General features: G+C 70.6%; 12 protein-coding genes. 3 read left to right on the top strand and 9 right to left on the bottom strand.

Annotation, left to right across the window (positions count from 1 at the left end; all coding sequences use genetic code 11):
• Positions 1-36 precede the first annotated feature (36 nt).
• From P5P86_RS01195 to P5P86_RS01215, 5 genes are all read right to left on the bottom strand, one after another.
• The gene (locus P5P86_RS01195) at positions 37-702 is read right to left on the bottom strand and encodes a response regulator (protein ID WP_280609444.1); all 666 of its coding nucleotides are present in this window, start codon (positions 700-702) and stop codon (positions 37-39) included.
• A gap of 4 nt (positions 703-706) precedes the next feature.
• Positions 707-2,074: a sensor histidine kinase gene (locus P5P86_RS01200; RefSeq protein ID WP_280609445.1), complete on the bottom strand. Its 1,368-nt coding sequence runs from the start codon at positions 2,072-2,074 to the stop codon at positions 707-709.
• A complete protein-coding gene (locus P5P86_RS01205) occupies positions 2,071-3,957 on the bottom strand; it encodes an FtsX-like permease family protein (RefSeq protein ID WP_280609446.1) in 1,887 nt (628 codons plus the stop codon). The genes P5P86_RS01200 and P5P86_RS01205 overlap by 4 nt, the downstream gene beginning before the upstream one ends.
• The gene (locus P5P86_RS01210) at positions 3,954-4,706 is read right to left on the bottom strand and encodes an ABC transporter ATP-binding protein (protein WP_280609447.1); all 753 of its coding nucleotides are present in this window, start codon (positions 4,704-4,706) and stop codon (positions 3,954-3,956) included. The genes P5P86_RS01205 and P5P86_RS01210 overlap by 4 nt, the downstream gene beginning before the upstream one ends.
• A 74-nt stretch (positions 4,707-4,780) precedes the next feature.
• A complete protein-coding gene (locus tag P5P86_RS01215; protein ID WP_280609448.1) occupies positions 4,781-5,539 on the bottom strand; it encodes a DeoR/GlpR family DNA-binding transcription regulator in 759 nt (252 codons plus the stop codon).
• Positions 5,540-5,591: 52 nt separating this feature from the next.
• Between P5P86_RS01215 and P5P86_RS01220 the strand changes: the two genes are divergently transcribed.
• Positions 5,592-6,821 (top strand): MFS transporter, encoded by a 1,230-nt coding sequence (locus tag P5P86_RS01220; protein WP_280609449.1) that lies wholly within the window; start codon positions 5,592-5,594, stop codon positions 6,819-6,821.
• Between the two features lie 34 nt (positions 6,822-6,855).
• On the opposite strand, the gene P5P86_RS01225 is transcribed toward P5P86_RS01220, so the two are convergent.
• Positions 6,856-8,076, bottom strand: coding sequence for an MFS transporter (locus tag P5P86_RS01225; protein ID WP_280609450.1), 1,221 nt, complete (start codon positions 8,074-8,076; stop codon positions 6,856-6,858).
• Positions 8,077-8,150: 74 nt separating this feature from the next.
• On the opposite strand from P5P86_RS01225, the gene P5P86_RS01230 reads away from it, so the two are divergent.
• Positions 8,151-8,789: a TetR/AcrR family transcriptional regulator gene (locus P5P86_RS01230; RefSeq protein ID WP_280609451.1), complete on the top strand. Its 639-nt coding sequence runs from the start codon at positions 8,151-8,153 to the stop codon at positions 8,787-8,789.
• Between the two features lie 49 nt (positions 8,790-8,838).
• Here the strand turns inward: P5P86_RS01230 and P5P86_RS01235 are convergent, their stop codons facing one another.
• Positions 8,839-9,357 carry an SRPBCC family protein gene (locus tag P5P86_RS01235; protein WP_280609452.1) on the bottom strand — a complete coding sequence of 173 codons (519 nt, stop codon included), beginning with the start codon at positions 9,355-9,357 and terminating at the stop codon, positions 8,839-8,841.
• Positions 9,354-10,058: an SDR family NAD(P)-dependent oxidoreductase gene (locus P5P86_RS01240; protein WP_280609453.1), complete on the bottom strand. Its 705-nt coding sequence runs from the start codon at positions 10,056-10,058 to the stop codon at positions 9,354-9,356. The genes P5P86_RS01235 and P5P86_RS01240 overlap by 4 nt, the downstream gene beginning before the upstream one ends.
• A gap of 111 nt (positions 10,059-10,169) precedes the next feature.
• Here P5P86_RS01240 and P5P86_RS01245 point away from each other — a divergent pair, with 111 nt between their 5' ends.
• Positions 10,170-11,036 carry a helix-turn-helix domain-containing protein gene (locus tag P5P86_RS01245; RefSeq protein ID WP_280609454.1) on the top strand — a complete coding sequence of 289 codons (867 nt, stop codon included), beginning with the start codon at positions 10,170-10,172 and terminating at the stop codon, positions 11,034-11,036.
• A gap of 91 nt (positions 11,037-11,127) precedes the next feature.
• Here P5P86_RS01245 and P5P86_RS01250 read toward each other — a convergent pair whose 3' ends face one another.
• The gene (locus tag P5P86_RS01250; protein WP_280609455.1) at positions 11,128-12,252 is read right to left on the bottom strand and encodes an ABC transporter ATP-binding protein; all 1,125 of its coding nucleotides are present in this window, start codon (positions 12,250-12,252) and stop codon (positions 11,128-11,130) included.
• Positions 12,253-12,285 lie beyond the last annotated feature (33 nt).

The raw sequence follows: 12,285 nt of genomic DNA on the forward strand, positions 1-12,285 counted from the left end.
ATCCACCACGCACGGCTGCCGTCATCAGCACCGACCTCAGCGCTGCAGCCATGTCAGGACGGCGAGTACCCGCCGATGGTCGAGCCGGGAGGCCTCGAGGTCGAGCTTGGCGAAGATGGCCGTGCTGTGTTTCTCCACGGATGCGACGGCGAGGTGGAGAGCATCGGCGATGCCCTGGTTGGTGCGGCCCTGCGCCATCTGCTCGAGGACTTCCCGTTCGCGTGCGGTCAGGCGGGACAGCGGGTCGTGCTGTCGCGAGAGCAGGGCGGAGATCAGTTGCGGATCCAGGACGGTGCCCCCACCGGCGATGCGACGTACCGCCTCGCGCAGCTCCGCCAGTGAGCTGATGCCCTCCTTGAGCAGGTAGCCGACGCCTCGGGGTCCTGCGGCGAGGAGCTCGCGGGCGTAGTCGACCTCGGCGTACTGGCTCAGCAGCAGCACCCCGATGTCGGGGTGTTGCCGGCGCAGCGCGAGGGCGACGCGGAGCCCCTCGTCGCGGAACGTGGGAGGCATCCGGACGTCGAGCACCGCGACGTGGGGCGACGTCGTGGACAGGGCGGCGAGCAGCGAGTCACCGTCGCTGTAGGCAGCCACGACCGGGAACCCGGCCTCGTCGAACAGGCGGATCAGGCCCTCTCGGAGAAGGGCGGCGTCCTCCGCGATGACGACCCGGACAGGCTCCTCGCCTGCGGCGATGCTCACCGCTTCAGCCTAGGGTGCCGGCGGGACGGTCGACCGGGATGTTCGCGGTGATGGTCGTCGGTCCACCGGGCGGCGAGACGATCGTGAGCGTGCCGCGAAGGCCCGCGATCCGATCCTCGAGACCGGCGAGTCCGTGGCCTGGCCTGGTCCTGGCTCCGCCGATCCCGTCGTCGCCGACCGTGAGACGCAGGTATTGCCTGCCGTCGGCGTCGGTGGCCAGTTCGGCCGCGAGGTCCGCGCGGGTGGCGTGAGCGTGACGGACCGCGTTGGTGAGGAGCTCGGCGGCGACGTAGTAGGCACTGCGTTCGATGGGTGCCAGCAACGGCGACGGACCGAGGTCCAGGCGGGCATGCACGGTCATGACGCTCTGGTCGGCCAACGAGCTCAACGCCGCCGCCAGCCCCCGGTCCTGCAGGATCGGTGGAGCGAGTCCGCGGGAGAGGCTGCGCAGCTCGTCCAGCACGGTCTTGGACCGTTGCAGCGTCTGCATGATGAGCGTCTGTGCGCCCGCGGGGTCGGTCTCGATCCGGTTGGCGGCGATCGCGAGGTCGTACTGGATCCGGACCAGGTGCTGCTGCGGACCGTCATGCAGGTCACGCTCCAGGCGGCGTAGTGCAGCATCCTCCGCGATCACCGCCGAGCGCCGGGACTGCTCCGCCTGAGCCGCATCGCGCTCGTGCTGGAAGGAGCGGCGCTCCCCCAGCAGCGCGGCGGCCAGCCGGCAGTGCGCGGCCATGAGCACCCTGCCGAGGATCGGCACCAACGCGGCGGCCATCACACCCAGGACGAGCATGACGCCGTCGCGTGCCAGCGTCGCGGGCACGCCCAGACCGCCACTGCGGACCAGGAAGGCAGCGACCTGGAAGAAGGCCGAACCGCGGCCATGGTCGGTCAACGGACTCCATGCCCAGAAGGTGAGGGCACCGGCCGCGCTGCCGACCCAGGTCAACGCCAGGGTCCAGGTCGCGATGCCCAGGATGCCGTTGGCCAGCGTGTGCGCGAGGTAGGCCCAGTGTCGCGAGTCGACGAGCGTGGCTCGCAGAGCCAGTCGCGGCGAGGTCCGGCGCGCGGGCCAGGCCGGCGGGTCGACCGGGCGCACACCGGCTGCCCGGAGGCGGGCGAGCTCCACGGTTCCGAACCAGCGACCGGCCACCAGCCCCACGGCCAGCACGGGCAGTCCCACCCACACGACCACGAGCGCCGTACCGATCGCGGAACAGAGGCCGGCGACGAGAAGTCCACCCAAAGCGAAGGGCAACGAGGTGAGGAGGTAGCCATAGGTGGCGGCCGTACGGCGCCACACCATGACCCATCGGGCGGTGGAGCGCGGCGGCGTCACCGGACCATGGTGACGGATCGGGAGCAAGCTCATGTGCGAGCCTGCAGCACGACGACAGGTCGGTCGCGGGTGGCCGACCAAGCGGTCCAGAGTCCGGCGGCACCGGTGACGCCCAGGACGGTGGCGGCGGTGGCTCCCAGCAGGGGCCACGGTACGACGAGGGCGACCGTGCCGGTGAGGTGCCGGGTGGTGACCCCCGCGGCTGCCGCGGTCGCCGCCGCGGCGGCGATTCCGAGCACGAGTCCGGCGATCACGACCATCCAGGTCTCCAGTACCGCCGTGCGCAGCGTCTGACCCCGGGTCAGACCGGCGGCTCGCATGGCGGCGTACTCGCGTCGGCGATCGGAGGCGGCGATCGCGATGGAGTTGACGACACCGATCACGGCGTAGAGGACGCCGAGGGCGAGCACGACCACGAGGGTGTCACTGCTCGCGTCGTGTCCCGCATGGCGTTGGGCGTCCAGCCAGGCGGTGAAGGTCTGGACGTGCCCGAAGCGGGCGAGGTCACGCAGGGTGGCGGCGGTGACGTTGCCGCCCGTCGTGACGAAGGTCGTTGCCGGTGCGTCGGCGAGCAGGTCGGTCGGCACTCGTCGGCGCGGGATGAGGACACTCCCCGCGCTGCCCGCGACGGATCCGCTCAGGCGTACGACGCCGAGATCGACCGGCCCGACGCGCAGCTCGGCCTGCCCGCCGAGGCCGGAGCCGACGGTGTCCACCCCGGTCGTCACCGCACCGGCAGCGAGGGCGTCGACATCGGCGCTCGGGTGGACGGACGTGTAGTCGGCCGGGTCGACCACCAGGGCGTCGGCGGTGGTGCCGGCTCCTGCCTCGTCCCTGGTGGAGTCCAGAGCGACCGGAAGCTCGTACTGGGTCGAAGCCCCGATGACGCCCGTAGCGTCGTGGATGCCCGCGCCCACGGGACCCGTGCCGGTGACGACCAGATCGGCCGAGGTGGTCGCGTGCAGCTCGTCGACCCTCGAGGAGGCGAAGGAGAGCATGGCGATCGGCTGGCTGAGCAGGAGGCCGCAGAGCACGATGACCGGGGCGGCGATCGAGGCGCTGCGCTGAGCGGCGTCGCGGAGGTTGGCTGCGGACAGGCGGCCACCGACACCGGCACGTGGCACAGCCACGGCGAGAGCCGGCACGATCACGGGGGCCAGGGCGGCGAAGCACAGCGAGGCAGCGATCGCCACGCACATCGCCATCGCCTGGCCGCCGGCTCGACCGCCGTACGGAGCTGCGGCGAACAGTGCGAGGGCACCGAGCCCGAGGACCGAGCCGCTCACGAGTCGCAGGACGGTGAGGCGTCGGGCCTGCTCACCGGTCTCGCGCAGAGCATCCAGCGGGCGGACGCGCTGGATCCGGCGTGCCGCCACGAGCACGCCCGCGATCGAGAGACAGGGCCCGATGGCGAGGGAGGCAGGGATGATCCACACGGGCCACGCCGGGGCGAAGTGGGGAGGCACGAACCCGTAGTGCGACACCAACGCCGTCTCGAGCCGCTGCAGACCGGCGCCGGCGACGACGCCGACGGCAGCGCCCGCACCGCCGAGCAGGGCCGCCTCACCCAGCAGGACCCGGCGCAGGTCGGCGACGCCGGCACCGACCAGGCGCAGCAGGGCCAGTTCACGCCGACGCTGGGCGATGGTGAAGGCGAAGGTGGAACCGATGATCGCGACGGCGAGGAACGCTGCGAAGGCGAGCATCACCGCCAGCACGGTGACGGCGGTCAGGTTCGTCTCCTGGAAGCGCATCTGGTCGACCGGGGAGGCCTCGGCCGGCACCGGCTCTCGCACGGCGCCGAGGAGGAGCACCAGCGAGGACTGGGCGAGTCCGACCCCCAGAGCCACGGTGAGGAAGGACCCGAGGTAGAGGTGCCAGCGCTCCCGCAACCCGTTGATGATCACGGCCCTCATCGATGCATCTCCAAGGAGACGAGCCGATCGGCGACGGTGGCCGGGTCCGCGCCGTCGAGCCGACCCGCCAGGTGTCCGTCGCTGAGGAAGACGATCGAGTCGGCTCGGGCGGCCGCCGCAGGGTCGTGGGTGACCATCACGATGGTCTGACCCCGGTCCGCCATCGCGCGCATCAGGTCGAGCACCACCCCGGCCGAGCGCGAGTCGAGGGCTCCGGTGGGTTCGTCGGCGAAGAGCACCTCGGGCCGGGTCGTCATCGCCCGTGCGATCGCGACGCGCTGCTGCTGGCCCCCGGAGAGCTCACGCGGTCGATGGCCGGCACGACCGCCCAGGCCCACCTCCTCCAGGGCGCGGCGCACATCGGCGGCCGATGGCGACCGCCCCGCCAGTTGGAGCGGCAGCGCGACGTTCTGTGCGGCGGTCAGCGAGCCGATGAGGTTGAAGCTCTGGAACACGAACCCGATCCGGGAACGGCGCAGGATCGTCAGCTCCCGTTCGCTCACGCCGACGAGGTCGTGCTCGCCCAGGAACACATGGCCGCTGTCGACCCGATCGAGGCCCGCGGCGCAGTGCAGCAGAGTCGACTTGCCCGAGCCGGACGGGCCCATGATCGCGGTCCAGGACCCACGGGGAAAGGCGATCGTGACGTCGTCGAGCGCGACGACCGTGCCGGATGCGTCGCGATAGCTGCGACTCACGCCGCTCAACTCGAGGGCGGTCGCGGCGCCGAGGTAGGGGGTGGTTGTCATGCCTCAAGTCCAGCCGGGCGAGCGCCTCGGCGACACCGGGCATGCCGTCGAGATCGGGTAGGGATAACCCGGGGTCACACCAGGTGCACTTCGGCGCCGGCATCCTCCAACGTCTGCAGGAGCTGGCGAGGAGCCGACTGCTCGGTGACGATGACGTCGAAGTCGGTCAGCGGGCAGACCACGGCCATGGCGGTGAGGGCGAACTTCGCGGCCTCGGCGACCAGGATGGTCCGGTTGGCCGATCGCATCATCGCCTGCTTGGCTGCGGCGTCGGCGAAGTCGAAGGCTGTCACGCCGGCCGCTTCGGCCGCACCGCAGCAGGACAGGACGGCGGTGTCGAGCCTCGTCCGGGCGAAGGCCGCCTCCAGGAGCGGGCCGCTGAGCGAGCCCTCGGTGGGGTGGACGGTGCCGCCGGGCACGACCACGCTCGCGGTGGCGCTGGTCGACAGCACGCCGATGCCCTGCACCGACATCGGCATGACGGTCACCCGCCGCGAGAAGAGTGCGCGTGCGACGGCGACAGCTGTCGTGCCGCTGTCGAGCCCGACAGCCTCTCCGTCGGAGATCAGGTCCGCCGCCACCGCTGCGAGTCGGCCCTTCCCCTCGGCGTTCTCCGAGGCTCGCATCGCGAAGGGGAGGCCTTCGCCGCGGAGACCACTCGAGACGGCGCCGCCGCGAACGCGCCGCAGAGCACCCACCCTGGCGAGCTGATCGAGGTCGCGGCGGATGGTGATCACCGAGCATCGTGTCTCGCGCGCCAGATCGGCCACCTCCACGCGGCCGGCCTCCCGCAGTCGGTCGAGGACCAGTCGTTGTCGCTCCGCGCTCTCCATGGAACGATCATACCTTTTGATCGTTCGATCTGTCTTGTGTGATGCTTCGATCATGAGCATTGAACTCTCCTCTCCCCCACGTCCTGTCCGACGAGCCCGGTGCGCGGTGTACGCCGCGTTCTTCGTCAACGGCCTCTCGCTGGCGGTCTGGATCGTGAACATCCCGCAGATCGTGCGCCGTACGGGCATCAGCAACGGGATGCTCGGGGGCCTTCTCCTCGTGCTCGGCGCGGGCGCGGTCCTCGGCATGCAGGGCAGCGGCCTCCTGGCCTCGCGCGTCGGCAGCAGGGCGGCCGTCGGCGTCGGCGCGGGCGTCCTCGCCGTCGGAACCGTGCTGCCCGCCTTCGCACACACTCCGCTCGAGCTCGGTGCGGCACTGGCCGTGCTCGGACTGGGCAACGGCTGCATCGACGTGGCCATGAACGATCAGGGGGTCGCCGTGCAGAACGCCTACGGACGTCCGATCCTCTCCAGCTTCCACGCCCTGTTCTCCGTGGGCGGGGCGTGTGGGGCCGGTCTCGGCGCGCTGGTCCAGGCTCAGGGCGGCGGCGTTCTGGCGTCCATGGGGCCGACCGCCGTCGCGTCGCTGCTGGCCGGAGCCGGCCTCGTACCGTTCCTGCTCTCCCATGAGGCCGTGCACGGCGGGCTCGACGGCGCCGTTGACACGATGACCCGGGAGACAGCTCCCGGCGTCCCCTCACGCGGCCGTCACGGCCTGCTGCGCACCGCGCTCGCGCTGGGCGCCATGGCGACCGCCTTCATGCTCACCGAGGGCATCGCCAACGACTGGAGCGCCGTCCACGCTGTCCAGCACCTCCACCGCACCGGAGCCGCGGCCGCGGCGCCGTACGTCGTCTTCGCCACCGCCATGACGACCGGTCGTCTCGTCATCGATCGGGTGACGGCCGCCGTCGGCCCGGTGCGGGTCGTTCGGGTCGGCTCGACGATCGCGATCCTCGGTCTCCTCGCTGTGGTGGCGGTGCCGGCCTACGCCGTCGTCCTCGTCGGGTGGGCCGTCTTCGGGATCGGGCTGGCAGGCATCATCCCGCAGCTCTTCACCGCCGCCGGCAGCCTCGTGCCCGGCCCCCGTGGCGCCATCATGCTCTCTCGCATCGTCGGTGCCGGCTACGTCGGCTCGCTCGCCGGGCCCGCGGTGATCGGCTGGGTCTCGGAGGCGACCGGGATCAACGCGGCGCTCCTCATCCCCGTGGCGCTGTGTGCGCTCGGGCTGGCCCTCGCCGGCGCCACACGCGGGGGCGTCCGAGCCGAGTCCGTGGGATGAGAGGCCCCTCGGCTCCCGCGCGCACTCGTCATCGTCATCCGTGCGCCTGCGAACCTTGGTCGAGGGGGAAGGCGGTGCGTTTCGCCGTGTAGGAGACGACAGCGCTGACCGCGACGAGGGCGAGGCAGACCCACGCCAGGGTGTGGCTGCCGAAGGCGTCGACGAGGACGCCGCCGATGAGACCGCCGGCAGCAATGGATCCGGAGAAGATCGAGATCATCAGCGTGTTGGCGACCTCTGCGGCCGGCCCGGAACGGGCGACGACGGCGGTGGTGAACAGCGTGGCCGAACTGCCGAAGGCGAGGCCCCAGGCGGCTGCGGCGAGGTACACCAGCACGGCGACGCCCGACAGCGTCGCGAGCACGAGGACGGCGAACGCGAACACGAACGCCGAGCCGACGACGAGCTTGCGCAGGTGCCGATCGATCTGGGCGCCCACGAGGAGGATCGAGGCGATCGCCATCGCGCCGAAGACGAAGAGGATCCAGCCGGTCTGGTCGCCGAGACCCGCGTCGTCGAGGAAGTCGGCGATGTAGGTGTAGAGGATGTTGTGGGCCACCACGAAGCAGCCCACGACCAGCAGGATCGTCTTGATGCCGGGCAGGTTGAGCACCTCGAGCGCGGTGTGCCGCTCTGTCCGGGCAAGGCCCGGCAGGTTGGGGAGGGTCGCCAGCACCCAGGCGATGGTGAGGGCGGTCAGGCCGACCGAGCACCAGAAGGCGACCTGCCAGCTGGCGACCGATCCGATCGCGACCCCGGCCGGGATGCCGAGCGCCAGGGACACCGGGATGCCGCCGAGCGCGATCGAGATGGCGCGGCCCTGCTTGCCCTCGGGCGCGATGCGGGCGGCGTACGAGCCCAGCAGGGACCAGATCACGGCCGAGGAGAGGCCGGCCACGAACCTCGCGACCATCGTCAGCATGAAGTCGTGGGACAGAGCAGTGATCGCGTTCGTCACGATCTGACCCAGGAGCGCCACGACCAAGAGATCACGCCGGCGCCAGTGCGTCGTCGCCACCGAGAGCGGGATGACGAAGGCGGCGGTGCCGACGGCGTACACGGTGACCGTCTGACCCGTGACGGAGATCGACTGGTGCAGCGTGTGGCTCATCGCGGGCAGCAATCCGGCGGGCAGCGCCTCGGTGAGGATGCCGATGAAGCCGGAGACGAACAGACCGATGAGGGCAGGGACCGGCAGCCGTCCCGGATCCAGAGCCGTGGGTGGCGGCGTCGCCGCTTCGTGGTGAGTTGACATGGCGTCAACTTTAACGCGTCAGGGCTTAAAGTGACACTGTGACAAATGAGGGCCGGCCGCGATAAAATGTGGGGGTGCCGCACATCAAGGACGAGTCACAGCGGCAGCGGACCACCACCAAGGGCGACGAGCGCGCGAGCGCGATCCTGAACGCGGCGGAGGCGCAGCTGACAGCGGGCGGCTATGACTCGATCACCATCGCCAGCCTGACCGGGGCCGTCGGCCTGACCCGCGCCGCGTTCTACTTCTACTTCGCCAACAAGGCCGAGGTGATCGCCACGCTGGTCGCTCGGACGGTGAGTGCGCTGCACACCAGCATCGACGAGCTTCGCGGCAGCGACGACGACCGCCCCATGGACACCATCCGAGAGCTGCTGCAGCGGACCAAGCAGATGTGGCTCGAGCACGGACCCGTCATGCGGGCGGCTGTCGACCTGTCGCCGACCGTTCCAGAGGTCGACGCGAGCTGGCGTTCGGCCGCCGATGCCGTGACCGTGACGACCGCTCACCTGCTTCGCGGAGCCGGACTGCCCGACACCCCGCGACCGGACGGGGCCGCAGCCCTCGCACGCGCCCTCGTCCTGATGAGCGAACGCAGCTTCTATCACGCCTCCGCCGGCGGAGCAGCAGAGTTGGACGACGCCGCGGCGACCGCCGAGATCGTCTGGTCCCTCGTGTTCCAGGGCTCGAAGCCGGGCGCCGGTGCCGCATGACGGGTGGCCGCAAGCACCCCCTCTGCGATGGGGCGGCGACCCGCCGAGGTCATCGAACCGCGGCGGCGAGCTCCGCGGCAGCGCGGCTCGCGCCGTCGACGCCATGCTGCATGTAGCGGCGCCACAACGGGATCACGATGCTGCGCAGGAGCCAGCGCCGCCTCGGCAGCGGCTTGAACTCGTAGGTCCATCGGATCAAGGTTCCGTGGCCGTCAGGGGTGAACGTCCACTCGCCGCGGACGCCCATCACCAGCCGCTTCATGGGGCCGGTGAACGCGGTGATCTCATAGGCGAAGGAGTGGGGCGCGGTGTACTCCGTGAGCCGCTCGAGCGCTGTCGAGCCGTCCGTCAGGTCGGGGTTCCGCGACTGACCCGCCGCGTCCCAGCCTCCGGTCTGGTGGTGCGCCCCCCGCACCCCCGGGAACGGACCCCAGCCCTTGAAGATCAGCGAGAGGTCGATGGGCACGACGATGCGGAACACGTCCCCGGGAGGCAGGTGGCTCCGGGTCTGCACCGTCACCGGGATCGTGACGTCCTCGGCGGTGATCAGGAGCGATGACGACGTCACCACCGTACGGGTCCGAATCGGTCGATGATGCGGCCCGTGCCGGCCGCGGCCGGCTCGGTCGCGAGCGTCACGATGGCGTCAGTGCCCTCGGTGACGGTCTGGGTGCCGCGGTTGCCGTTCAGATCGGTCGCGGTGTAGCCGGGATCGGCGGCGTTCACGCGCACCTCGGGTAGGGCCTTGGCGTACTGCGTGGTCAGCATCGTGACAGCGGCCTTGGAGGCGGTGTAGAGCGGTGCCACGATCTGCGACTCGACTCGCTCGGGATCGTGGGTCAGGGCCAGTGAGCCCATGCCGCTGCTCACGTTCACGATCCGCGGACCACCCGGCGCCGCCGCCCGGCGCAGCAACGGCAGGAAGGCGTTGGTGACCCGCAGGATGCTGACGACGTTGGCGTCGAACACGGCAAGCGCGTCGGCTCCCCTGAGCTGCTCGGCCGGCACGAGGGGCTGCATGACGCCGGCGTTGTTGATCAGCACGTCGAGGCTGCCCTCATGGGCGGCGATGTCGGCGACCGCCGCCTCGACCGAGGCGTCATCGGTCACGTCGATGCGTACGAAGCGAGCGCCCAACTCGTCGGCAGCGGCCCGGCCGCGGTCCGCGTCGCGGGCGCCGAGCAGGACCGTGTGCCCCGCCTCGATGAGCCGCCGTGCGGCTTCGTAGCCCAAGCCCTTGTTGGCTCCGGTGATGAAGGTGATGGTCATGGCCTCAGCATCACCTCGGACTCCGGACCCGACCAGAGACGCCTCGGCGGTAGGAAGGGCAGTACCACCTGAGGCCGTTGCTCGGACGGTGGGCAGCCGCACACTGGACGCGTGAACACCGACGAGTTGGGCCTGGGAGCGACGATCCGGGCGTGGCGTGACCGCATCGACCCCGCTTCCGTCGGTCGCCCGCCCGCGCGGGGGCGCCGAGCACCGGGACTACGACGCGAGGACCTCGCCGAGCTTGCGGGTGTCTCTGTTGACTACGTCGTCCGGCTCGAGCAAGGTCGCTCTCGCACACCCTCGGCCCAGGTGGCTGCGGCACTGGCGCGTGCGCTCCAACTCACCCGAACCGAGCGCGACCATCTCTACCGGCTCGCCGGACTGCGGCCGCCGAGCGACGGCTCGATCAGCGAGCACGTTCCCCCCGGGCTGCAGCGAATCCTGGCCCGGCTGGGCGACACACCGGCCGCGGTGTTCGCGGCCGACTGGCACCTGGTGTGGTGGAACCACGATTGGGCGGCCCTCCTCGGCGATCCGCGCGCCGTACCGCCTGGGGAGCGGAACCTGGTGCGCTCGCGTTTCCCGGTCGGGACGGACAGCGGACGGATCGCGACCTGGCCCGTCACCTCGGTCGATCCCGACGCGTCCGACAGAGCGATCGTCGCGGACCTGCGCAGGGCGTCCGCGCGCTACCCCGATGATCAGGGCTTAGCTCGGTTGATCCGTCGCACCCTGGTCGGCAACGCCCGCTTCGCCCGGCTGTGGGCCGACGGGACCGTCGACGGGCACGCCGAGGACCGCAAGACGATCCACCATCCGGCTGTGGGTGAGATAGCTGTCGACTGCGACGTGCTCACCGACACCGCCACCGATCTCAAGATCGTCGTCTACACAGCCCCCGCAGGCACCGAGGACGAGACCAAGCTCGACCTGGTGCGGGTGGCCGGCGTCGGTGCACCGCTTCCACACGCCTGAGGACTGTCGGCGCCATCCCGCTGCGCTTGCGACCCGCCGTCTCCGTGCCCGCGAGCATCCCTTCCTTCGAGCCACACGGGGCTCGATGGGTTCAGGCCGTAGCCGCGGCGGCAGCGCTGCCGGCGTCGATCGGTCGCTTCGGGACGACGATCGCCACCTCGGGATCGGGGGTGAGGAACACCGGGTGGCCGTGTGCCACGCCCACCTTCTCCTGGTAGACCCGGACCCGCATCAACTCCGTACCGACGCGGACGTGATAGTCCCAGCAGTCGCCGTGATAGATGCTGAACTCCACCGTGCCCGGCCAGGACCCTTCCTTGCGGGAGAGACGCAGGCTCTCGGGGCGCATGAACACGCTGACGCCGTCGCCGACCCGGACGTTCGGCGCCTTGACGCAGGACAGCGTTCCGGAGGCCGTGTCGACGGTGATGCTGCCGTCGGTGTCGACCGTCTTCACGATCCCCTCCACGCTGTTGGAGACACCCAGGAACCGGGCGGTGAACTCGTCACGGGGGAAGGTGTAGATCTCCTGAGGCAGCCCGCGCTCGACGATGTTGCCGTAGTTCATCACCACCACGTCGTCGGAGATGGCGAGCGCCTCGTCCTGGTCGTGGGTCACGAACACGGTGGTGATGCCGAGCTGGAGCTGCACCTCGCGGATCTGGTCGCGCATCCGGTCCCGGAGGCCCTTGTCGAGGTTCGACAAGGGCTCGTCGAGGAGCAGGACCTTCGGCTGCCGGACGAGAGCCCGGGCCAGGGCGACACGCTGCTGCTGACCACCGCTGAGATCGGGAGCCGGGCGAGTGGCGAAGTCGGCCAGGCCCACCATGTCCAGCGCCTCCAGGGCGCGCCTGTTGGCCTCATCGCGCGAGACCTTCGCCTTTCCCACCCGGAGGGGGAACATGACGTTCTGTGCCACCGTCATGTGCGGCCAGATCGCGTAGGACTGGAACACGATCCCGATGGGACGGCGGTCCGCTCCCAGGTAGATGCGCCGGGACGGGTCCGAGACGACCTTGTTGTCGATCTCGATCGTGCCGCCGTCGTTGCGCTCCAGTCCGGCGATCATCCGCAGTGTGGTGGTCTTCCCGCAGCCGCTCGGACCCAGCAGCGAGACGAGCTTGCCGTCCGGGATCTCCAGGTCGAGTCCGTCGACGGCATTGGCGGTGACGGTGCGTCCCGGGTACCGCTTGACGAGTCCGGTCAGCTTGATCATCGATTCTTCCGTTTCCTTGAGTGCGGTGAGGTT

Origin of the sequence: Nocardioides sp. BP30 (assembly GCF_029873215.1) — a bacterium.
Lineage (GTDB): Bacteria > Actinomycetota > Actinomycetes > Propionibacteriales > Nocardioidaceae > Nocardioides.

Coding starts and splice junctions, on each gene's coding strand:
- P5P86_RS01200 (WP_280609445.1), bottom strand. CDS start 2,074: ATGAGCTTGCTCCCGATCCGTCACCATGGTCCGGTGACGCCGCCGCGC.
- P5P86_RS01205 (WP_280609446.1), bottom strand. CDS start 3,957: ATGAGGGCCGTGATCATCAACGGGTTGCGGGAGCGCTGGCACCTCTAC.
- P5P86_RS01210 (WP_280609447.1), bottom strand. CDS start 4,706: ATGACAACCACCCCCTACCTCGGCGCCGCGACCGCCCTCGAGTTGAGC.
- P5P86_RS01215 (WP_280609448.1), bottom strand. CDS start 5,539: ATGGAGAGCGCGGAGCGACAACGACTGGTCCTCGACCGACTGCGGGAG.
- P5P86_RS01220 (WP_280609449.1), top strand. CDS start 5,592: ATGAGCATTGAACTCTCCTCTCCCCCACGTCCTGTCCGACGAGCCCGG.
- P5P86_RS01225 (WP_280609450.1), bottom strand. CDS start 8,076: ATGTCAACTCACCACGAAGCGGCGACGCCGCCACCCACGGCTCTGGAT.
- P5P86_RS01240 (WP_280609453.1), bottom strand. CDS start 10,058: ATGACCATCACCTTCATCACCGGAGCCAACAAGGGCTTGGGCTACGAA.
- P5P86_RS01250 (WP_280609455.1), bottom strand. CDS start 12,252: ATGATCAAGCTGACCGGACTCGTCAAGCGGTACCCGGGACGCACCGTC.